Source organism: Sodalis sp. RH16, assembly GCF_047324245.1.
Classification (GTDB): Bacteria; Pseudomonadota; Gammaproteobacteria; order Enterobacterales; family Enterobacteriaceae; genus Acerihabitans; species Acerihabitans ligni.
Genome location: NZ_CP178737.1, coordinates 2,969,996 through 2,992,295 on the forward strand (window position 1 = coordinate 2,969,996; position 22,300 = coordinate 2,992,295).

General features: G+C 57.6%; 18 protein-coding genes. 9 read left to right on the forward strand and 9 right to left on the reverse strand.

Annotated features, from left to right (window positions below; genetic code table 11):
- Window positions 1–9: 9 nt before the first annotated feature.
- Complete coding sequence (gene hyfB, locus ACL2XJ_RS13650; RefSeq protein WP_413726767.1) at window positions 10–2,025, reverse strand: hydrogenase 4 subunit B; 2,016 nt, start codon at window positions 2,023–2,025, stop codon at window positions 10–12.
- Between the two features lie 2 nt (window positions 2,026–2,027).
- Window positions 2,028–2,648 carry a 4Fe-4S dicluster domain-containing protein gene (locus ACL2XJ_RS13655; protein WP_132923090.1) on the reverse strand — a complete coding sequence of 207 codons (621 nt, stop codon included), beginning with the start codon at window positions 2,646–2,648 and terminating at the stop codon, window positions 2,028–2,030.
- A gap of 397 nt (window positions 2,649–3,045) precedes the next feature.
- Between ACL2XJ_RS13655 and hypA the strand changes: the two genes are divergently transcribed.
- The 7 genes from hypA to ACL2XJ_RS13690 all read left to right on the forward strand — a co-directional run bounded on the left by hypA (window position 3,046) and on the right by ACL2XJ_RS13690 (window position 11,582).
- Window positions 3,046–3,390: a hydrogenase maturation nickel metallochaperone HypA gene (gene hypA / locus ACL2XJ_RS13660; protein ID WP_132923089.1), complete on the forward strand. Its 345-nt coding sequence runs from the start codon at window positions 3,046–3,048 to the stop codon at window positions 3,388–3,390.
- Window positions 3,391–3,452: 62 nt separating this feature from the next.
- Window positions 3,453–4,643 (forward strand): hydrogenase nickel incorporation protein HypB, encoded by a 1,191-nt coding sequence (gene hypB / locus ACL2XJ_RS13665; RefSeq protein WP_413726768.1) that lies wholly within the window; start codon window positions 3,453–3,455, stop codon window positions 4,641–4,643.
- Window positions 4,644–4,688: 45 nt separating this feature from the next.
- Window positions 4,689–4,982 (forward strand): HypC/HybG/HupF family hydrogenase formation chaperone, encoded by a 294-nt coding sequence (hypC, locus tag ACL2XJ_RS13670; RefSeq protein ID WP_132923087.1) that lies wholly within the window; start codon window positions 4,689–4,691, stop codon window positions 4,980–4,982.
- Window positions 4,983–5,054: 72 nt separating this feature from the next.
- Window positions 5,055–6,170: a hydrogenase formation protein HypD gene (hypD, locus tag ACL2XJ_RS13675; protein ID WP_132923086.1), complete on the forward strand. Its 1,116-nt coding sequence runs from the start codon at window positions 5,055–5,057 to the stop codon at window positions 6,168–6,170.
- Window positions 6,167–7,177, forward strand: a complete 1,011-nt coding sequence (hypE, locus tag ACL2XJ_RS13680) for a hydrogenase expression/formation protein HypE (RefSeq protein ID WP_413726769.1) — start codon at window positions 6,167–6,169, stop codon at window positions 7,175–7,177. Before hypD ends, hypE begins: the two co-directional genes overlap by 4 nt.
- Window positions 7,178–7,301: 124 nt before the next feature.
- Window positions 7,302–9,722 (forward strand): carbamoyltransferase HypF, encoded by a 2,421-nt coding sequence (locus ACL2XJ_RS13685; RefSeq protein WP_413726770.1) that lies wholly within the window; start codon window positions 7,302–7,304, stop codon window positions 9,720–9,722.
- 459 nt (window positions 9,723–10,181) lie between these two features.
- The gene (locus ACL2XJ_RS13690; protein ID WP_413726771.1) at window positions 10,182–11,582 is read left to right on the forward strand and encodes a radical SAM protein; all 1,401 of its coding nucleotides are present in this window, start codon (window positions 10,182–10,184) and stop codon (window positions 11,580–11,582) included.
- A 238-nt stretch (window positions 11,583–11,820) separates the two neighbouring features.
- Here the strand turns inward: ACL2XJ_RS13690 and ACL2XJ_RS13695 are convergent, their stop codons facing one another.
- Window positions 11,821–12,744, reverse strand: a complete 924-nt coding sequence (locus ACL2XJ_RS13695; protein ID WP_413726772.1) for a LysR family transcriptional regulator — start codon at window positions 12,742–12,744, stop codon at window positions 11,821–11,823.
- 395 nt (window positions 12,745–13,139) lie between these two features.
- Here ACL2XJ_RS13695 and ACL2XJ_RS13700 point away from each other — a divergent pair, with 395 nt between their 5' ends.
- The gene (locus ACL2XJ_RS13700) at window positions 13,140–14,369 is read left to right on the forward strand and encodes an MFS transporter (protein ID WP_132923082.1); all 1,230 of its coding nucleotides are present in this window, start codon (window positions 13,140–13,142) and stop codon (window positions 14,367–14,369) included.
- A gap of 7 nt (window positions 14,370–14,376) precedes the next feature.
- Here ACL2XJ_RS13700 and ACL2XJ_RS13705 read toward each other — a convergent pair whose 3' ends face one another.
- Genes ACL2XJ_RS13705 through hlyD form a run of 4 tightly spaced genes read right to left on the reverse strand, consistent with a single transcriptional unit; the run spans window position 14,377 to window position 19,361 of the window.
- Window positions 14,377–15,483 (reverse strand): ABC transporter permease, encoded by a 1,107-nt coding sequence (locus ACL2XJ_RS13705; protein ID WP_413726773.1) that lies wholly within the window; start codon window positions 15,481–15,483, stop codon window positions 14,377–14,379.
- Between the two features lie 9 nt (window positions 15,484–15,492).
- Window positions 15,493–16,635 (reverse strand): ABC transporter permease, encoded by a 1,143-nt coding sequence (locus ACL2XJ_RS13710; protein ID WP_413726774.1) that lies wholly within the window; start codon window positions 16,633–16,635, stop codon window positions 15,493–15,495.
- Complete coding sequence (locus ACL2XJ_RS13715) at window positions 16,622–18,364, reverse strand: ATP-binding cassette domain-containing protein (protein ID WP_413726775.1); 1,743 nt, start codon at window positions 18,362–18,364, stop codon at window positions 16,622–16,624. Before ACL2XJ_RS13715 ends, ACL2XJ_RS13710 begins: the two co-directional genes overlap by 14 nt.
- Complete coding sequence (gene hlyD / locus ACL2XJ_RS13720; RefSeq protein WP_413726776.1) at window positions 18,354–19,361, reverse strand: secretion protein HlyD; 1,008 nt, start codon at window positions 19,359–19,361, stop codon at window positions 18,354–18,356. The genes ACL2XJ_RS13715 and hlyD overlap by 11 nt, the downstream gene beginning before the upstream one ends.
- A 294-nt stretch (window positions 19,362–19,655) precedes the next feature.
- Here hlyD and bhsA point away from each other — a divergent pair, with 294 nt between their 5' ends.
- Window positions 19,656–19,913 carry a multiple stress resistance protein BhsA gene (gene bhsA, locus ACL2XJ_RS13725; RefSeq protein ID WP_132923077.1) on the forward strand — a complete coding sequence of 86 codons (258 nt, stop codon included), beginning with the start codon at window positions 19,656–19,658 and terminating at the stop codon, window positions 19,911–19,913.
- Between the two features lie 120 nt (window positions 19,914–20,033).
- Here the strand turns inward: bhsA and ACL2XJ_RS13730 are convergent, their stop codons facing one another.
- Both ACL2XJ_RS13730 and ACL2XJ_RS13735 read right to left on the reverse strand, forming a co-directional pair.
- Window positions 20,034–21,113 (reverse strand): porin, encoded by a 1,080-nt coding sequence (locus tag ACL2XJ_RS13730; protein ID WP_413726777.1) that lies wholly within the window; start codon window positions 21,111–21,113, stop codon window positions 20,034–20,036.
- Window positions 21,114–22,042: 929 nt separating this feature from the next.
- Window positions 22,043–22,222, reverse strand: coding sequence for a hypothetical protein (locus ACL2XJ_RS13735; RefSeq protein WP_413726778.1), 180 nt, complete (start codon window positions 22,220–22,222; stop codon window positions 22,043–22,045).
- Window positions 22,223–22,300 lie beyond the last annotated feature (78 nt).

The following is a 22,300-nucleotide window of genomic DNA, read 5'->3' on the forward strand; positions in this document are numbered from 1 at the left end:
ACTCTCTCCTCAGACGGCGGTGACAAGCAGCAGAATAACCAGGGCGGCGACCACGTACAGGCAGTAGATGCGAAAATCCCCGCCCTGTAATACCTGGACCTGACCGCCCGCCCGCTGGGTGATACGTACCAATGGATTGATAATTCTGTCGTCCCAGAACGGCTCGACGCGTCCGGCCCCTTCGGTTGTGCGTTCCAGTAAACGTTTGAGGCCGGGTGAGGGGTCAAGCTGGCGGCGCAGCCGGTAAAGGACTGCGAACATGACGCGCAGCGGCTGGGTAAAACTGCCCGCCGACATGGACATGGCCGCTTCCCAGCCGTAGCCGCAAGCCCAGGGATCGCCGCGGCGGCGATAATCCGGCTGGCTGCCTTTGCGCAGTTGGTAAATTCCCAGCGGAATCAGCGGCAACACCAGCAGCAGGATAAAGATCAGCAACGGCGACAGCATGGCCTGCCGGGCTTGATCCGGCACCAGCAGCAGCCCCTGCGCCACGGTAATATCATGGCTGTGGGCGAGCCCGGCGGCCACCGCCGCCAGCACCGGCGCGATGACAGGCGCGGCGATACCCAGCAGCACGCACAGCAGGGCCAGCAGCAGCATGGCAACGGTCATCTGCCAGGGCACCTCGCGGGCCAAAGCGGCTTTTTCGCTGCGTGGCGCGCCGCAGAAACTGATGCCGTACACTTTGACAAAGCACATCGCCGCCAGCGCGCCGGTGATGGCCAGCAACACGATGGCCACCGGACCGCTCAGGCGCAGGAGGAACCCGCCGTCGCGGCTCATGGCGAACAGGGATTGATAGGTGTACCACTCGCTGACGAAGCCATTCAGGGGCGGCAGGGCGGAAATGGCCATACAGCCGACGATAAAGGCCAGGGCGGTTAAGGGCATCAGGCGGCCCAATCCCCCCATTTTCTCCATATCACGGGTGTGCACCCGCCAGATAATGGCGCCGGCGCCGAGAAACAGCAGGCCCTTGAAGACCGCGTGGTTCAGCAGGTGATAAAGGGCGCCCAGCAGGCCCAGCGCGGCGATGACCGGATGATGGGCGGCGATACCGGCCATGCCGACCCCTACCCCCATCAGGATAATGCCGATGTTTTCCACCGTGTGCCAGGCCAGCAGACGTTTGATGTCGTGCTCCGCCAGGGCATACAGCACGCCCAGCACCGAGGAGACCGCGCCGAACGCCAGCACCAGGATACCCCACCACAGTTCGCTGGCCCCCAGCAGATCGATACCTACCTTGATGATGCCGAAAATGCCGATTTTCACCATCACCCCGGACATCAGCGCCGATGCATGGGACGGCGCGGCGGGATGGGCGCGCGGCAGCCAGCTGTGCAGCGGCAGCATGCCGGCCTTGGCGCCGAAGCCGAAAAACGCCAGCAGGAATACCACCGAGGCGCCGGCGGGACTTAAGGACAGGGTGCGGAACGATGCGAATTCCAGACTGCCGCTCTGGCGGTACATCAGGAAGAAGGCAATCATGATCAGCACCGACCCGGCGTGGGCGATAAAGAAATACAGCAAACCGGCATTGATGGACTCTTCATCCTGGTCGGCGATGACCAGGAACCAGGAGGCCAGCGACATCATCTCGAAGAAAATGATGAACCAGAAGGCATTGTCCATGACCACCAGCGTGGCCATGGAGGCGATAAACAGGTTCATAAAGAACCCCATCGCCGCCGCCCCTTTTCCCAGATACTCCCGCACATAGGCCAGGGAGTAGAGGGCGCACACCGTCACCAGCAGCGAAATCACCAACAGCATAAAAGCCGCCAGGCTATCGAGCCGGACGCTGAAGGCGGCAAACGGGAAGGGCCCGGCGGCGCTGTAGGTCAGGGTCTCGCCGCTGTACAGCACGCTGGCGGCCGCCAGCAGGCCAAGGATGCCGCCGGCCATGGCCGTCAGTCCGGCGGCCTGGATAGCCAGCGTTTCCCGCCGCGCCAGCAGCAATGACAGGATGGCGCCCACCGCATAGCAACCGAGGGAGCCGCCAAGTAACCGAAATGCGTCCATGTTTACTCCTGCTCCGGTTGAGAGGGGGAAAGCGAGTCCAGACCAGCGGAGAGCCAGCGCGCGGCATACTGGCGGCGCGACATACTGACCTGTTCCACCGCGCCGTCGCTTACCAGCACCAGCGCGTCGGTAGGACAGACCCGCACACACTGCGGTCCGTCGGGATGAAAGCCGCAGAGATCGCACTTCACCGCGACGCTGCGTATCCCGGCGTTCCAGGCCAGAAAGGGGTTCATATTCGCCGGGCTCTCCGGCACATCCGCCATTTGCTGCGACGGGATGAAATTCTCAAACATCGTCGGTATATTCACCGGTTTGCTGCCGGAGGGCGTAATGGCGCCGAACGGACAGGCCAATCCGCATAACTTACAGCCGATGCACAGGCTTTCATTGAGCACGATGGCGTCGGGGCCGTGGGTAATGGCATTCACCGGGCAGACCCGGGCGCAAGGCGCATCTTCACATTGGCGGCAGAGCATGGGGGCGCTTTCTTCATCGGTCCGCGTAACGGACAGTCTGGGATGCGCCTGCAATCCGGCGGCCTTATGGACCTGGGAACAGGCGGCCATACAGGTATTACATCCAATACAAAGCTGTGGCTCCGCGATAACAAAGCGGTTCATAACCCTCTCCTCCGGGAGAAACGGATGACAGTCAGGCTGCTTGGTTTATTCATACCGGCACCTAAGCATTTTCCATGCCATGAGTAGGGTTATTGCCCGGGGAGGCCATAGGCCGGGGGTTAACGCGGCCATCAATGGTAAAAACAGGCTGCAGAGAAGGGGATATCGTCATAAGTGTCGACAGGCCGGGCCCCTGGGCCGTCGTCACTTATGACGACGGGATTGCGCGCTCTGTCTGAAGGCGCCGCGAATGAAAATTATTTGGTAATTGATTGATTTAACTTATTAAAACCGAGTCTCCGCCGTCGCTCAGCCTGCGGCGGATGTCCGTTTTTCCGCTGGCACCCGTCTTGCATAGCTTTATAGGAGAGGCATCGGTGGTACCGCGGAGAGACTCATGCACGAATTGACGCTGGCGCAAAATACGCTGGAGATCCTGGAACAGCAGGGGCGGGCGAACGGCGCGCGGCGTATTACCGCCGTCTGGTTGTCCCTCGGGGCCTTTTCCTGCGTGGAAGCGGAGTCTTTGAATTTCTGTTTCGATATGGTGTGCCGCGGGACACTGGCCGAAGGATGTGTATTGCATCTTGAGCAGCAGCCGGCAGAGGCCTGGTGCGGCCATTGCCGGCGGCAGGTTACCCTGCCGGGCGTCCCGATCCTGGTCTGCCCTTTGTGCGGCGGACATCAATTACACACCGACGCCCACGACCATATCCAGATCAAACGATTGGAAGTGGCTTGAGGGTATACTCCCCAGGGTGGGGTTAGCGGCCACGCCACTTTCATAATGACAGGAGACATGCCATGTGCAGTACCTGCGGCTGTGCCGAGGGTGAACGTCATATCGAAGGCGATGAAAATCAACCGGGTGACGGCCTTCACGGCCATCGGCATGGAGAGCATCAACATACTCGCCATGGTCATGACCACGACGAGCATCAACATAGCCACGATGGCCGGGACCATGGCGATCGTTACCATTGCCACGATGGCCACGACCATGGCGATCATTACCATAGCTACGATGGTCCGGCGTATGGCGGCCATCAGCGCACACACTATGATCCCGAGCGCGAAGTCCGGCCCTCCGCGGCGCTGGCGCCAAGGCATGTGGTGTTTCCCGCCGCGCCGGCGCAGGTCATTCACCACCATCACTATCATGGGGAAGTCCACAATCATTATTACCAGCTCGCCCCCGGCCAAACACTGCCGTTAACCGCCGCCGGTGAACCCGGCCCGGTTCCGGCGGCGGGTCCGGCCGGGTTTACCCCCCAGGCCGATGCGCGGGGGGACCTGGATTATGGCCGGGGGGAGGCGGGCACTCATGCGCCGGGCCTCAGCCAGCGGCGGATGGTGGAAATCGAAATTGATGTCCTGGATAAAAACAACCGGCTGGCGCACCATAACCGGCACTATTTCCAGCAGCGCGCCATCCTGGCGCTGAACCTGGTCTCCAGCCCCGGCTCGGGCAAGACCAGCCTGTTAACGGAAACGCTGCTGCGGCTGAAGGACCGCATCCCTTGTGCCGTCATCGAGGGCGATCAGCAAACCACCAATGATGCCGAACGTATCCGCGCCACCGGGGCGCCGGCGATCCAGGTCAATACCGGTAAAGGCTGTCATCTGGATGCGCAGATGGTGCATGACGCCGCCCTGCGTCTGGATCCCGCGGAAAACAGCCTGCTGTTCATCGAAAATGTCGGCAATCTGGTTTGTCCCGCCGGTTTTGATCTCGGCGAACGTTGTAAAGTCGTGGTGCTGTCGGTGACCGAAGGGGAGGACAAGCCGTTAAAGTACCCCCATATGTTTGCCGCCGCCGGGTTGATGATCCTCAATAAAATTGATTTATTGCCCTGGGTGCGTTTCGATGTCGATACCTGTATCGCCAATGCCCGCCGGGTCAATCCTTCCATTGCGGTACTGATGGTGTCCGCCACCGGCGGCGAGGGCATGGATGCCTGGCTGAGCTGGCTGGAAGAGCAGCGGCGCCTGTAATCGTCGCCGATCACTATGCCCGCGGGAGCGGGCTGGAGAAAAAACATGTGTATAGGCATCCCCGGTCAGGTGGTGGAGCTCGATAACGACGGCTACGGCAACGCCTGGGTGGACGTCTGCGGCGTCAAACGGCGGGTCAATGTCCGTCTGGTTTGCGCCGATGATGCCGACATGGCGGCGCTGCCGGGAAAATGGGTCCTGGTGCACGTAGGGTTTGCCATGAGCCTGCTGGATGAGTCCGAGGCGCGGGACACGCTGGAAGCCTTGCAGGCAATGGGGGAGGTGGAAGCGGACGTAGGCTATTTCCTGCGGGGAGGCGAGACTGATGCGATTCGTTGATGGCTGTTTTTTGCGCAAAGGCGAAACCGATGCGATTTGTTGATGGCTGTTTTTTGCACAATGGTGAAACCGATGCGATTCGTTGATGAATATCGCCAGCCGGAGCTGGTGAGGGGGCTGGTGGCGCGCATCGGCGAACGTATGTCCCATACGGTTTATACCGCCGAGCAGCCTTTACAGGTAATGGAAGTCTGCGGCGGCCATACCCATGCCATTTTCAAGTTCGGCCTGGATAAGCTGCTGCCGCCGTCGCTGGAGTTTATCCACGGTCCGGGATGTCCGGTCTGCGTCCTGCCGGCCGGCCGCATCGACGCCTGTGTGCAAATCGCCATGCGGCCCGAGGTCATTTTCTGTACCTTCGGCGACGCCATGCGGGTGCCCGGCCGGAACGGATCCCTGCTGACCGCGCGCCAGCAGGGGGCGGATGTGCGCATGGTCTGGTCGCCGCTGGATGCCCTGGCCATTGCCAAAAACAATCCGGATCGGCAGGTGGTGTTTTTCGGTATTGGCTTTGAAACCACCATGCCCGCCAGCGCCATGACCCTGCAGCAGGCGCGGGCCGACGGCGTGGAGAACTTCTTTCTTTTCTGCCAGCATATTACCCTGATGCCCACCTTGAAAAGCCTGTTGGCTCAGCCGGATGTGCGCATCGACGGCTTTATCGCCCCGGGCCATGTCAGCATGGTTATCGGCCAGCGGCCTTATGCCTATATCAGCGATATCTGCCATAAACCGGTGGTGGTGACCGGCTTTGAACCCGGCGATATCCTGCAGGGATTGCTGATGCTGTGCGAGCAATATGTGGACGGACGCTGTACAGTGGAAAACCAATACCGGCGCGTGGTGCCGGACGAAGGCAACAGACTGGCGCAGGAGGCGATGGACCGGGTTTTTATCACCGAAGGCGCCAGCGAGTGGCGCGGCCTGGGGGTCATCGACGATTCCCGCGTCAGCCTGCGGCCGGAGTGGTCGGCCTATGATGCCGAAGGGCGTTTCAATCCCGATCCGCAGCCGGTGGCGGACGATCCCCGCGCCCGCTGCGGCGCGGTGCTGACCGGCCGCTGCAAACCGGCGGATTGTCCGTTGTTTGGCGGAGTATGCACGCCGGAAAACGCCTTCGGGGCGTTGATGGTTTCCTCGGAAGGGGCGTGCGCCGCCTGGTATCAATATCGTCGGAGTGAGGCATGAAACAGATTACGCTGGCGCACGGCAACGGCGGCGGCGCCATGCAGGCGTTGATTTCAGGCGTGTTTGTCAGCGCCTTTGACAATCCGCTGCTGGCCACCGGGGAAGATCAGGCCCGGCTGGCATTAAGCGAACTGAATGCCCTGGGCGACCGGCTGGCCTTTACCACCGACAGCTACGTTGTCGATCCGCTGTTTTTTCCCGGCGGCGATATCGGCAAGCTGGCGGTATGCGGCACCGCCAACGATTTGGCGGTAAGCGGCGCGACGCCGCGCTGGCTCTCCTGCGGTTTTATCCTGGAAGAGGGGCTGGCGCTGGAAACTCTGGAGGCCGTGGTGCGCTCCATGGCCGATACCGCCCGCGGCGCCGGCATACAGATTATCACCGGCGACACCAAGGTGGTGCCCCGCGGCGCGGTGGACAAACTGTTTATCAATACCGCCGGCCTGGGGGTGATCCCCGCGACGGTGGAATGGGGCGTGACCGCTATCCGCCCCGGCGACAGTATTCTGGTGAGCGGCACCCTGGGAGATCACGGCGCCACCATTCTGAATCTGCGGGAGAACCTCGGCATGGAGGCGGATTTGTCCAGCGATTGCGCGGTGCTGGCTCCGTTGATTGCGCCGCTGCGGGGCATCGCCGGTATCCGCACCCTGCGGGATGCCACACGGGGCGGCGTGACCGCCATTCTGCATGAGTTCGCCCGCGGCAGCGGCTACGGCATGACCGTGGACGAAGCGGCGCTGCCGGTGAAAACCACGGTACGGGGGATATGCGAACTGCTGGGATTGGATGCGCTGAACTTCGCCAATGAGGGAAAATTGCTGCTGGTGGTAGAGGCGGCGGCGGAGCAGCAGGTTCTCCAGGCGCTGCGCCGGCACCCATTGGGACGCGACGCGGCGGTAATAGGCCGGGTGACCGACGACAAGCAGGTGAGATTGCGGGGACTCTATGGCGTCAGCCGCATTCTGGATCTGCCCCATGACGAGCCGCTGCCCCGTATTTGCTAGTTAGGCAGACGAGGCCACGTTATTCTAGTAAGGTCCGCTCTGGTGCGTGCCCCGGCGGCGAATGCCAGTGGAATACAAGTTAGGATGTCGCCGGGGCCCAGGTTCCGTTCAGCGGAGGAAAAATATGTCCCACAACGGTATCCTGCTGCGCATCAAGGGTAAGGTGCAGGGCGTGGGGTTTCGGCCGGTGGTCTGGCAGTTGGCCCATGAGCTGGGATTAACCGGCGATGTCAGCAACAATGGCGCCGGCGTCGAGGTGCGCCTGCGGTGTGACGACGCCGGGATATTTATCCGGCGGCTGCGGCAGGCCTGCCCGCCGCTGGCGGAAATCCACAGCATTGAAACCCTGCCCTGGCGCTGGGACGAGGCGCCGGAGGGCTTTACCATTCTCCCCAGCGGGGGCGGCGGTATGTCCACCCAGGTAGTGCCGGATGCGGCAACCTGCGATGCCTGCCTGGCGGAACTGAACGATCCGGCCGACCGGCGCTTTCATTATCCTTTTATCAATTGCACCCACTGCGGCCCGCGTTTCACGCTCATACGCCGCATGCCCTATGATCGGCCCAATACCGCCATGGACGCTTTTCCCTTGTGTCCCCGCTGTTTGGCCGAGTACCAAAATCCCGCCGATCGGCGTTTCCACGCCCAGCCCAATGCCTGCCCCGACTGCGGTCCGCGGGTCTGGCTGGCGGACCGGGACGGCAAGGAACTGTCCGGTGGCGATGACGCCGTAAACAGCGCGGCGGAGCGGCTTCTGGCCGGGGAGATCGTTGCTATCAAGGGGCTGGGAGGATTCCATCTGGCCTGCGATGCCGCCAACCCGGCGGCGGTGGCGAAACTGCGGCGGCGCAAACGCCGGCCGTCCAAGCCGCTGGCGGTCATGATGCCGGATATCCACTGGCTGCGCCGCTGCGCCGATCCGGTATCGGACGCCTTGATTGCCCTGCTGCGATCTCCAGCCGCGCCCATTGTGCTTATTCCGCAGCCGGGGATGGCGACGGTTTCCGCCTCGGGACCGGTCGTCCTTGGCCAACCCGTTAAGCCGGGATCCGTTGCAGGGTATCCCGACGGAAAGCAAGAACAGGCGTTGTGTTCCCTGATAGCACCCGGCCTGCATGAGATCGGCGTGATGCTGCCCTCCAACCCGTTGCAGCATTTGCTGTTGCAACGGGTAGGGCGTCCGCTGGTCATGACCTCGGGCAATCTCAACGGCCGTCCGCCGGCTCTGGATAATGCGCGGGCGCTGGCGGATCTTTCGGCTATCGCGGACAGCTGGCTGTTGCATGACCGGGATATCCTGCAGCGCGCCGATGACTCACTGGTGCGGCTGGCGGGTGATAAGGTGGAAATGCTGCGCCGTTCCAGGGGGTATGTGCCGGATGCCCTCCCGCTGCCCCCCGGTTTTGAACAGTGCCCGCCGGTATTGGCCATGGGATCGGATTTGAAAAATACCTTCTGCCTGCTGCGGGACGGGCAGGCGGTACTTAGCCAGCATCTTGGCGATCTGGCGGATGAGGGGATCCGCCAACAGCAGCAGCGGGCGCTGTCGCTGTTCGGCGCCATTTGGAATTTTATCCCGGACCGGATTGCGGTGGATGCCCATCCCGGTTACCTCAGCCGTCGCTGGGGCGCCACCCTGGCAGAGGAATTGGGTCTGCCCTGCGTTACCGTTTTACACCACCATGCGCATATTGTCGCCTGCCTGGCGGAACACGGCTGGGGGCGCAACGCCGGACCGGTTATCGGCTTGGCCCTGGATGGCCTGGGCTTTGGCCGGGAACGATCCGGCAATCCGGCTGATCTGAGTTCAAATCTACCGGGCGACGATCCCGGCGCGCTGTGGGGGGGCGAGTGTCTGAAGGTGGATTATCTCGGCTGCGAATGGCTGGGGGGATTACCGGCCGTTCCCCTGCCGGGGGGAGATATGGCGGCGCGCCAGCCGTGGCGTAATCTATTGGCGCAATGGCTGCGCTTCGTGCCCGGCTGGCGGGACCTGCCGGAGGCGGAGGCCATTCCGCCGGCCCTGGGAGAGCCTCTGGCGCGGGCGGTGGCGCGGGGCATTAACGCGCCGGAAGCCTCGTCGACGGGAAGGCTGTTCGATGCGGTTGCCGCGGCGCTCGGGCTGTGTCCGCGGGAAATCAGCTGGGAAGGCGAGGCCGCCTGCCGGCTGGAGGCCCTGGCCTGGGAAGCGGTATCCGTCCGAATGGCGGATATTCCGGTTACCGTGCCTGTGCTGGACAACCGGCTGGATCTGGCGGTGTTCTGGCGGCAGTGGCTGGCCTGGCGGGCCGAACCGCCCCTGCGTGCTTATGGCTTTCATTTGGCCCTGGCCCGGGGCTTTGCCGCGCTGGCGCGCCAAGCGGCACGCCGGGAAGGTATCGACACCATCGTCCTGTCGGGCGGGGTGCTGCATAATCGTCTTTTTAAGGAGCTGTTGCTGCAGGAGCTGGGGGGGCTGCGGGTGCTGGCGCCGGCCCGTCTGCCGGCGGGAGACGGCGGCTTGGCCCTGGGTCAGGCATTGATCGCCGCCGCGGTCTCACTTTAACACGTCCGCTGTGCGATCGGTGATCGCGGGCCTACCGAGCCGGGGGGCGCTCCGGCGGGCGGTAAAACCACGCCCGCTTCGACCCCCTCGGCACGGTCTCCCTTTAACACGGCCGCTGCGCGATCGGTGATCGTGGGCCTACCGAGCCGGGGGCCGCTCCGGCGGGCGGGAGAACCACGCCCGCTTCGACCCCCTCGGCACGGTCTCCCTTTAACACGTCCACTGTGCGATCGGTGATCGCGATTCCCATCGCTATCAGCGCTAAAATGTGTGCTGCATTATTTACCCGCGACGGTGCGGGGCTTATTATCACAAGAATTGACTCACCGGGTTTCCGAAAAAATTGACATATATCAATTCAAACGTGATTGAAACGGATCTATGATTTGTCATACAAAACGTTTAGAAAAAGAGTGTTTTCCAACAAAAATAAATATTGGCAAGGTAGAGGTAATTAAGATGGAAAGTTTAAGTGTAAAGCTAAATCATTTCATCGTTAGTTCCATGTCTCCGGTATTATCCGCACTGATCAATAATACCGATGAGAACAACTTTGAAAAGATATTTAGCCTCGGGGCGAAATTCGCCAAAGACAGTAAAGAGGATTTGCTTAAATTGGCCCGGCTGGCTCATGATAGGGATCCCATGTTATCCGGCTGGATTCGGGCACTGCGTGGGCTGAATAAAACCGCCCGAGAAAAATTAGTAAAAAATTTAATATTTAATCACCTTATCTATGGTGAAAATATCAGGGGAATAAAAGGCAAGGAGTTTGCCACCCATATCCCTTTTTTGGTGCTGATTTCTCCTACTTATGCCTGTAACCTGCGCTGTAAGGGGTGTTATTCGGCATTATACGGCGATCGCTATCATTTCGAAGAAGACGAAATGATGAATATCCTGCAGCAGTTCTATGACCTCGGAGTACGCTTTTTTACCTTTACCGGCGGGGAGCCTTTTGTCTATCCCGCCATTATGCGCATTTTTGAAAAATTCAGCGATTGCTATTTCATGGTGTACACCAACGGCACGCTGCTGACGGAGTCCCGGGTGAAGCGCCTGGCCAAATTGGGTAACGTGGCCATTACCATCTCCATTGAAGGTTGGGAAGACATGACCGACTGGCGGCGTGGGGAGGGGGTATTTCAAAAGATTGTCACCGCCTATCACCGATTACGCGAGGCGGGCATTCTTTGCGGCGCGTCCATGATGGCAACCCGTAAAAACCACGATCAGTTGATGAATGATGACTATTGGCAATTCATTCAGGATCTCGGCGTGGAATATATCTGGGTATTCCAATATATGCCCATAGGCCGCGATGCCACCTTTGATCTGGTTCCCACACCCGAGCAGCGCTATGCGCGTTTTCATAAAATCGAGCAGCTTCGTCTTTCAGGGCGGTTCGCGTTTATCGCCGATTTTTGGAATCATGGTTTTTTGGTCAACGGCTGTATGTCCGGCGGGGCCAATTATTTGCATATTAATGCCAAAGGCGGCGTTGAACCTTGCGTATTCCAGCAATATGCGGTGGATAACATCCGGGATAAAAGCGTTATCGAGGTGCTTAAATCGCCGTTCTTTGAGGGATTCAAACAGCAGATTCCCTTTAATAAAAATTTGATGCAGCCTTGTCCTATAATAGATAATCCTGCCAAATTCAGAGAACATATTCTGAAATACAAAGCCACTCCCCAGCATGAAGGCAGCGACAGCTATTTTAAATTCAGCCATGAATTGGATAACCTGGCGGAAGAATGGAAGAAATATGCGATAAAAATCTGGGACGACGAGGGTTACGGAGATCATTATAAGGCTGAAATGGATCTTTATCAGCAGCCGGCCGTTAAAGAGAGCTGATATCCTGGCCGGGCGGTGTATTAAGCCTGCCCGGTAATTGAGGTGACTCGCCCTCCGGAGCACTATTTTTCAATATGCCGCAAATATCTGCCTCAGTGGCTGAGCGTGCTGTGCTTTGTCGCTGCGTTGTCGCGTGTGGCCATTGTCATCCCTCTTTAAGCATCTACGCAGTCGCTTTCTCCAAAAAAACGTACTACATTTTAAGCATTCTCATGGGAACGTTTATAATGAATTCAGGTTATGTTGCCGCCCGGCACAGATAGGCCTGCTGCAGTTCCAGGCAGGCCGTTTTGACGCGGTCGTAAAGCTGCTGCACCGCCGGCGACAATTGGCGCCGGTGGGGACAAACCAGGCTCAGGGGCAGCGATTCCCCTTGATATTCCGGCAACAGCAGTTCGAGATTGCCCTTAAGTACATCCTGAGCCACATCCAGCCATGATTTGTAGGCGATGCCCTCGCCGGCAATCGCCAGCCGGCGTATCACTTCGGCATCATCGCTTATCACCGTTCCGCTCACCGGCACCTCCTGTTTTTCTCCTTTACGGAACAGCAGCCATTTATCATAGACCCGTCCGCGCAGCACGAAGGTCAGGCAGTTGTGCCGGGCCAGTTCGGCTAAATCGCCGGGCCGCCCGTGCCGGCGCAGGTAGTCGGGGGATGCCACCAGCACGCGGTGATTATCCGGGGCCAGCGGCAGGGCAATGTAACTGGCGTCGTCGAAAATGCCGTAACGAAAAGCCACGTCCACCGGATCCTTGAAGACGTCCGCTATCTGATCGGAAAAATAGAGCCGTAAATTCAGCCGCGGATGGTCGCGGTGAAAAGCGTTAATCCACGGCAAAAGCACGTTGCGGCCTAAATCGGAAGGGGCGGCGATTTGCAGCATGCCGTACAGACCGGCGGGATCCTGGCGCAGTGATTCCTGGCCTTCCCGCAGGGTTTGCAGCACGCCGGCGGCATAGGGCAGATATTGCTCTCCTTCGGAAGTCAGGCGCAGGCTGCGCGTGGAACGGGCAAACAAACGTATATCAAGTTCCCGTTCCAACCGCTTAATCGCCGCGCTGACCTGGGCGGGGAGTAAATCCACCTCACGGGCCGCATTGGAAAAACTGCCCAAGGCGGCGGAACGGACAAATAACGCCAGGTCATCAAACCTGATCATGAAAAGTTTCCACCCATAGCTGATACATTCTATCGCGGCTCTTTGAGACGGACCGCGCTCCGGCTTAATCGTAACGCGTCCAGGCAGATAGGCAAAGCGCCGCAGGTTGTTACCAATATTTACACTTAGTTATGGAGGGTAACAAATCCCTCTAAATTGCATGGTTATAACGTGCTATAAACAAATAGTTAACATTTATCCTTTATCTTTCCAGTAACAGCTTTGTTGGCAGCGCAAGCGCTGTAACTCGAAATCTATTGGGTAGGTATAAAAGAATTGTTTTTGCAGAACGACACCTTTCGGGTGACAGGGAAATATCCCCGGCAGTTTACCTGACCATAGCTTATTTTTTCTGCGCCGCGTTCCTCGGCCACCTTAAAGATAGGACAATCACTATGTTCAATTGGACCTCAGTACAGCGCAATGTGGCGACGGCTTGCTTTGCCTGTTGGATGCTGGATGCCTTCGATTTCTTTATCCTGGTGTTTGTATTAAGCGACCTCGCCAGCTGGTTTCATACCGATATCGCCAGCGTGTCCATCTCTATTATGCTGACTCTGGCGGTGCGTCCCCTGGGGGCGCTGCTTTTCGGCCGACTGGCGGAGAAATTCGGCCGGCGTCCCATACTGATGGTAAATGTCTTTATGTTCTCGCTGTTTGAATTGCTCTCCGCCTGGTCGCCGACGCTGGCGGCGTTTATTACCTTCCGGCTGCTGTATGGCGTGGCGATGGGCGGTATCTGGGGTGTGGCGTCGTCCCTGGCGATGGAAACCATTCCCGACCGCTCACGCGGGCTGATGTCGGGAATCTTCCAGGCCGGTTATCCCGCCGGGTATTTGCTGGCGGCGATCGTCTTTGGCCTGTTTGTCACAAGCGTAGGCTGGCGCGGCCTGTTCCTGATCGGCGCACTGCCGATTCTGCTGCTGCCGTATATCTATTTCAAAGTCCCCGAATCGCCGGTGTGGCTGGCGGCCCGTCAGCGGAAAGAGAGCGTGGCGCTGCTGCCTATTATCCGCACCCATTGGCGGCTATGTATTTATATGGTGATACTGATGGCCTGTTTCAACTTTTTCAGCCACGGTACCCAGGACTTATATCCCACCTTCCTGAAAGTGCAGCATGGCTTTGCCCCGCATACCGTCAGTATCATTGCTATCTGCTATAACATCGCCGCGATGCTCGGCGGGATCGTTTTCGGCACCTTCTCGGAAAAAATCGGCCGTAAAAAGGCGATGATTATCGCTTCGCTGCTGACGCTGCCGGTGTTACCGCTGTGGGCGTTTTCCACCGGTTCGGTCATGATCGGCGTCGGCGCGTTTTTGATGCAGTTCATGGTGCAGGGCGCCTGGGGCGTGGTGCCCACCTATCTGACGGAGCTGGTTCCAGCCAATTCACGGGCGGTACTGCCGGGGTTTGTTTATCAGCTGGGCAACTTGATTGCGTCGGTAAACGCTACCCTGCAGGCCCGTATCGCCGAAGCGCACGGCAATAATTACGGCCTGGCGATGGCCCTGGTGGCCGGCACCGTGGCGATACTGATCTGCGTGCTGGTTTCCTTTGGCCGTGAAACGCAGGGCATTAAAATTTCCGGGGCGGTGTCCGCGTCTCCCGAGGGCAACAAATAACGTGGGCTCAGGCGATATTGCGGCGGAATATCCCATACGCGGCGCTGCCGGTGGTGGCGGTGATTACCAGCAGCGGCCACAGGCTGTGCCAGATAATGCTGAAACCGGCATTTTTCAGGTAGATCTGCTTAATAATATCGGTGAAATGGCGCACCGGGTTTATCCAGGTCAGGGTTTGCAGCCACTGCGGCATATTTTCCACCGGCGCCACATAGCCCGATAACAGTATCGCCGGCATGATAAAGACGAAAACGCCGATAAACGCCTGCTGCTGGGTGGCGCACAGCGAGGAGATAAGCAGGCCGAACCCCACCAGCGACAGGCCGTAAATCAGCATGGCGGCGTAAAACAGCCACAGCGAGCCGGCAAAGGGGATCTGATAACCGAATATGCCTATCAACAGAATGAGGGTGGCCTGAAAGCCCGCCACCACCAGTGCCGGCACCGCTTTGCCGATAAAAATCTGCCCGGTGGTGAGCGGCGACACTAGCAATTGTTCCAACGTGCCCTGTTCCCGTTCCCGGGCCACCGACAGCGAGGTGACTATCAACACGCCGATGGTGGTGATCAGGGCAATCAGCGAGGGCACCACAAACCAGGTGTAATCCAGGTTCGGATTGTACCAGTTGCGGATGATCAACTGGCTGTTATCGACAGTTCCCTGCTGCCCGTTCAGCTCCAGCTGGTAGGCGGCGACGATCTGCTGGATATAATTGGCGGCGATTTGCGCGCTGTTGGAATTGCGCCCGTCGAGGATCAATTGCAGCGGCGCCGGAACGCCGCCGGCCAAATCCCGGGAGAACGCCGCCGGAAAGCGGATCAATAGCAGCGCCCGCTGGTTATCGAGGGTAGTTTGGATATCCCGCGGGCTGCGCAACCATAAAATCCTGGAAAACGCCTGGGCTTTGGCGAAGCGCTGAGTCAGTTCAACCGCCGCCTGGCCGTTATCTTCGCTGTAAATAGCAATGGCGGCGTGCTTGACTTCAAGGGTAGCGGCAAAGGGAAACAGCACCGCTTGAAAAATCACCGGCATAATCAGCAGCGCCCGGGTCTGCGGATCGCGCAGCAGGGCCTGAAGTTCCTTGATGATAAGCGTCCATAACCGGTGCAGCATAACGACTCCTTAATCCAGCCTGCGCCGGGTTTTCCAGGCGGTCAGGCCGATAAATCCCGCGGCGGAGGCCATGAGGAACAGGGTGTTTATCACCAGTATCCCGCCGATATTGCCCGCCAGAAACAGGCTTTGCAGGGTGCTGACAAAGTAGCGGGCCGGAATGATATAGGTGATGGCACGGACCACGGCGGGCATGCTGTCGATTTGAAAGATGAACCCGGACAGCATCACGGCGGGCAGAAAGGCCGCGTTCAGCGCCACCATGGCGGCATTGAACTGATTGCGGGTGAGGGTGGATATCAGCAGTCCCATGCCCAGCGTACTGGCGAGAAACAGACTGCTGATACCGAATAAAAGCCACAGTGAGCCGCGAAACGGCACGTCCATCACAAACACCGACACCGCCATGCACAGCGCCATGGCCGCCATGCCGAGCACATAATAGGGCAAGAGCTTGGATAACAGCAGTTCGCCGCGGGTGACCTGGGTGGACAGCAGCGCTTCCATGGTGCCGCGCTCCCACTCGCGGGCTATCACCAGCGAGGTCAGGATGGCGCCGATCACCGTCATGATAATGGTGATGGCGCCGGGAATGATAAAATTCCGGCTGACCGCCGCCGGATTGAACCAGTAGCGTATTCTGATATCTATTGATTGCCCCAGGGGCTGGCCATGATCTTCGGCGCGCTGCTGTCGCCAAAGCTGCCAGATTCCCTGAGCGTATCCCTGGACAAAATTGGCGGTATTGGGCTCGCTGCCGTCGGTGATCACCTGGATGGGCGCGCTGTTGCCGGCGCGCTCCATATTAATGTCAAAGTCCGCCGGAATAACAATCAGGCCGCGGATGTCGCCGGACTGCATCCGGGCAATGAGCTGCCGCCGATTGGTGCCGGTGGTGGGAGAGATATAAGGCGAGCCGGCAAAGGCGTAGGCCAGTTCGCGGGCCGGCGCGCTTTGCTGCTCCATTAGTATGCCGATATGCAGGCGGCTGGAATCCAGATTGATGCCGTAGCCGAAAATGAACAGCAGCATAATGGGAATGACAAAGGCTATCAGTCCGCTGCTGGGATCGCGCAGGATCTGGCGGGTTTCCTTGAGGCATAAGGCGCGCAGCCGGCGCCAGGAAAGCCCGCCGCCGTCATGCCGCTTCATCGCCGCTCTCCTTATCGTATTGCCCGATGAGCGCGATAAACGCCTGTTCCATGGTGGGGGACGCCGACTGCGCATCCGCCGCCCGCCGCTTCAAGTCGTCGGGGGTGCCGCTGGCAATCAATTTGCCGCGGTACACCAGCCCGATGCGATCGCAGTACTCCGCTTCCTCCATGAAATGGGTGGTGACCATGACCGTCACGCCTTTTTCCACCATGCCGTTGATATGCAGCCAAAATTCCCGGCGGGTAATGGGATCGACGCCGGAAGTGGGTTCATCGAGAAAGAGGATAGCCGGCTCATGCATCAGCGAGCAGGCCAGCGCCAGACGCTGTTTGAATCCCAGCGGCAGGGTATCCGGCGTTTTTTTAAAAATAGGTTTGAAATCAAAAGCATCGCTCATGGCGGCAATTTTTTCCCGCTGACGTTTACCCCACAGGCCGTACACACCGGAAAAAAATCGCAGGTTTTGTTCCACGGTCAGATTCCCGTACAGGGAAAATTTTTGCGCCATATATCCCAGGCGCTGGCGCGCTTTGCCGGAGCTGGTTTTTAAATCCATTCCCAGTACCAGCGCTTTACCGCCGGTGGGCGCCATCAAACCGCACATCATTTTAAAGGTGGTGGATTTTCCGGCGCCGTTGGGACCCAGCAAGCCGAAGATTTCTCCGCGGCGCACCCGGAAGCTCACCCGGTCGGTAGCGGCGAAATCACCGAATTTTTTTGTCAGATCCCGCGCTTCGATGACAACTTCCCCCCGATCCCCCGCCACCGAAGGCATAATGTCCGCCAGGGCGGTTTTGATGGAGGGACCGCCGCCGAGCAAATCGATAAAGGCATCCTCGAATCGCGGGTCGGTTTCGGTGATATTTTCCGGCGGCAGCATGAGCGCGTCGGCAAGGGTCGCGGGATCGGCATCTTTAGCCAGGATCAGACGCACCGATCGGCCCTGTATTACCGCGTCGCTGATATGCGGCAGACGCAGCGCCCGCTGCAGCAATTGACGATGGGTACCGGACCGCGTACCGGCCAGAAGGGTGCGGCCGGCCATCCGGCCGGTGAGATCTTTCGGCGCGCCCTGGTATAACAAACGTCCTTCGTTAAGCAGCATAATGTCGCGGCACTGTTCCGCTTCTTCCAGGTAAGAAGTGCTCCAGAGGATCAGCATACCGTCGTCCGCCAGTTCATGCACCATGCGCCAGAGTTCGCGCCGGGAAATGGGATCCACCCCCACCCCCGGTTCGTCCAGCAGCAGGACCCTGGGCTGGCCGATGAGGGTACAGGCCAGGCCGAGTTTTTGCTTCATGCCGCCGGACAGCTTGCCGGCCAGGCGGCCGGTAAAATGGGTCAGATCGGTGAACTGCAATAATTTTGCGAAGGTGTCATGGCGCTGTTGGCCGGTAACGCCGCGCAAATCCGCATACAGCGCTAGATTTTCCTGTACCGTCAAATCTTCATACAGGCCGAATTTTTGCGGCATGTAACCGAGAACGGCACGCAGCCGGCGTTCATCCTTGATGGGGTCCAACCCCATGACGCGCACCGTGCCGCCGGTGGGGGTCAATAAACCGGCCAGCATGCGCAACAGGGTGGTTTTACCCGCGCCGTCAGGCCCCACCAATCCGGTTACCGCACCGCTTTGTATTACCATATCCAGGCTTGCCACCGCCGGTTTATCAAGCCCCGGGAAGGTTTTCTCCAACGCGCTGAGCACAATAGGGTTAGCGGGCATCGGCGACGCCTGCGATGGAAGGAAAGCGCAACGTCACCGGCATACCTTGCCGCAGCCGGTCATCGGCGTCGGTAACGATGATTCGCAGGCGATACACCAGGTCCGTGCGCAATTCCGGCGTTTCGACGCTTTTGGGCGTGAACTCGGCGGTGGGCGAAACAAAACCGATTTTGCCGTGATAGACCTTGCCGGGAAGTCCGTCGGCGCTGATGTCCACCGCGCTGCCGGGCACCGCCTGGGCAAGATAACGTTCATCTATATAGGCCCGGATCCACACCGGCCGGGTCAGCGACAGGGTAAAGACGGTGCCGCCGGCATTCAGCATACTGCCGGACTCCTGGGCGCGGGTCAGTATAGTGCCGGCGGAGGGGGACAACAGCACGGTATCGGCCACATCCAGCGCCGCCTGAGCCAGAGCCGCCTGTGCCTGGGCGGCATCCGCCTGCGCGGAGGCGATCTCCTGCGGCCGGTTACCGGTCTGGTATTGCTGCAATTTATCCTTGGCCGCCTGTAAATTCGCTTTGGCCTGGTTGCGGGCGGTCAAGGCGTCGTCCATCTGGTCGGCGGAAATAGCCCGCTTTGCCCATGCCCCCTGCTGGCGCTGGAAGAAACTTTCGGCATAATTATAGGCCGCCTGCTGCTGCGCCAACTGCGAGCGCACCTGGGCGATTTCTTCGCTACGATAGCCGGCCAACTGCAAATCCAGTTTGGCCTGCGCGCTTGCAACATTGGCCTGCGCCTGCTGCAGGGCGTTGCGATAAGGCCCGTCATCCAATGTAGCCAGCACCTGGCCCGGTCGGATACTGTCCCCCTCGTCCACCGCCAGCTGCGCCAGGCGGCCTCCCACCCGGAAAGCGAGATTGACGGTACGGATATCCACGTTACCGTATAAGGTCAACGCCTGGTTTTGCCGGCCACGGTACGCCATCACGCCATAGACGGCTGCGGCAATCAGCGCCAGGATAACCACCGCCAAGGCTATTTTTTTTATATTCATGATATTTCGCCTGTTATCGGGCATTTGCAGCCCGCAATCCTTCGAGCAGCCAGTGGCTATGTTGTACTAAAACGGCATTGATAAGTGTGATTTGCGCCGGACTGAGCGCTTGCAGGCCGGTTTGCAAGGGCAGGTAAATTTTCTTCAGGGCAAAAAATAAGGGTTTACATATTTAATTAACGGTTATTAAAAAAATACTTGATCGTTGGCGGGATCGCGTCTATTATTTAATTATCGAACGTTAAGATATTAACGTCCCGTTTATAACTGATTAACGAGAAGAGATTAGACATTATGAAAAACCTGAAATTAGCTATCGCAGCCATTGCCCTGAGTACGTTATCTTTTGCCAGCTTAGCCGCTCAGGAAGTCACTTCACGCCCCGCCAATGAACAACCCGTGGGTATGGTTTCCGCCAGTACCACAGGTTCGCTGACCGATCTGCAATCCCAGCTGGCCGCCAAGGCGCAGGCAGCTGATGCGTCGTCTTACCGCATCGTTGCGGCCGGCGGCAATAATACGCTGCGCGGCAGTGCCGAACTGTATAAATAAGCATAAATAACAGCAGTAAATAAAAAGGCGGCCCCGGAGGGTCGCCTTTTCGTATCGGCCATCATCAAGTCAACTGCGGGGCAAGGGTTGAAATATCCGCAACCGGTGGTGATAACGTTATTAGAACTGGTAGTTCAAACCAACACCCACCTGATTGTGGTAAGCGATACCCAGCTGGTTATCGCTGTCGATGCGGTTGATTTTGTAATCCACATAGGCGTTCATGTTCTTGTTGAAGTAATAGGTGGTGGATACGATATAGTATTTCACCAGATCCGCATCACCTACGCCTTCAACATCTTTGGCTTTCGACTGGAAGTAACCAACCAACGGTTTCAAGCCGAAATCGAACAGATAAGACGCGACAACTTCATAGTTCTGGGTTTTATTGGCGAACCCATTAGAGGAAATCGGCGTCATATTCTGGGTCTCGCCATACAAACCGGCAAGATAAACGCCCTGATGGTCATATTTCACACCGGCCGCCCACATTTCAGCCCGGTCGCCGTTGCCGTATTTCAGGCTGGTGACCTGCTGATTGTTGGTACGATCAGAGTTGGTATAGGTACCCAGGACCGATATATCGATAGGCGTGGTATAAGATACCGAGAAACCGTAACCGTCGCCGTTAGACTGTTTTTCGCCGCGGGCATTGGCGGTGCTTTCGTCATTGGCGCCCTGATACTGCATGCCGATATTCAAGCCGTCAACCAGGCCGAAGAAGCCGTTATTACGATACGTTGCCACGCCGGTGGCACGGCCGTTCATATAGTTGTCGGCGAAGCTGTAGGTCAGGTCATCGAAGATGGGCGCGATATCGGTGATGGACGCTACGTCGTACGCGATACCCCAGTTACGGCCGTAATCGAACGAACCAAATTTATTGAATTTCAAACCAGCAAAACCAAGACGGGTTTTATTACCAGTCTGGCTATCCGAGCCGCCTTCGGTATTGTTGTTCTGGAAGTTATATTCCCATTGGCCGTAACCGGTAATGTCATCATTGATCTTGGTTTGGCCCTTGAAGCCCAAACGCAAGAAGCTGTTGTCACCATCAATGGAGGTGGTTTTACTAAAGTAATGTCGTGCGCGCAAGCTGCCGTATAAGTCCAGCTTATTGCCGTCGGCGTCGTATATCACCGCGGCATGAACAGCTGGTGCTAACAATGTAGCTAAAACGGCTAATGCTATCTTCTTCATCACTATTTCCTTACCAAATACTTTCGTGTTTAAGTAAAGGACTCACCCTTTTGATGGCTGATGTCCGGGGCTAACCAAAATGTTATTTGTTTGATAAAAGCTCAAATGTCATGGGATCGTCCCTAGAGAAATTATCCTGTCGCCTAATTTCGGAGGATAGTATCAGCTAAAGGGCCATGTTGATTGTGAACTTTTCATTAAATTAGCAGTCTGCGATTTTTGTGCTACGGTCTCCCTTCCTCGGCAAAAACCCGATTATTTACCTTAAATGCGTTTTCACGACACCCCGGAACTCAATATCGGGCCATTTACCAGATCACAATAATTTAAAGTCAATTAACATCTGGTTAAGTTTTTATGATCTCTTTGCGCCTCATTGCATGCCGTTTTTTTACTAAACGAAAACCAGGCGTCTAATACGGCAATCCGAGACAACGCACGTTATGCACCCGGCGTACTGCAGGAAAAACATCCAGCGCGTCATTTAACCGCTACATCGACGCCGTGAAGTCCTGCGGAAATCATCGGGTGCTACGATAACTTGTCATACAGATTTAAAAGTTGAGAGCCATCACAAAACCCTATTTTATTACAGGATATTCAATCTATGTCCAGTAGTATCATTTTGAGGCGCTTTTCCGCTTCTTAATGATATTTTGTGTTGATAACTTTGCGTAAATGTTAAATTTGTTAAACATTGAACGATATATCTCATACCAAAACCGTCTAAAACTGAATTGGTATAACATATTTCAACATTTAGGAAACATTCCTTTGGCGTTCAATCTTTTGACGACACGTCTATCCACTGAATTTTCTCCCATATTGCCTGTCCAATTTCCCCATACAGCATTTTCTGCGTTTCGACGGCTGCGGGTGATTGCATGAAATGTGATGCGGTTCAAATTTTTCATGCACCATGGTTTCTCTCAATCAAATATGTATGACATCTGCCCGCAAACAAACCCAGGCATTGCGCTCTTTAACGAAGCTCGCGCATCAATACCGATGCCGTACATTCCCTCTGCAGATGAAAAAATCAGCACAATAATAAAGCGGTTCGTATTTTGAACAAAATAAAATGCCCATAACATCGGGAAAAATGTCATGTCTTCTTTTATCCGTCTCTTTGCGGCAGTTATTATCGGGGCGATTTTAGGCGTCCGTGGGACTTTGCCTCATTGATT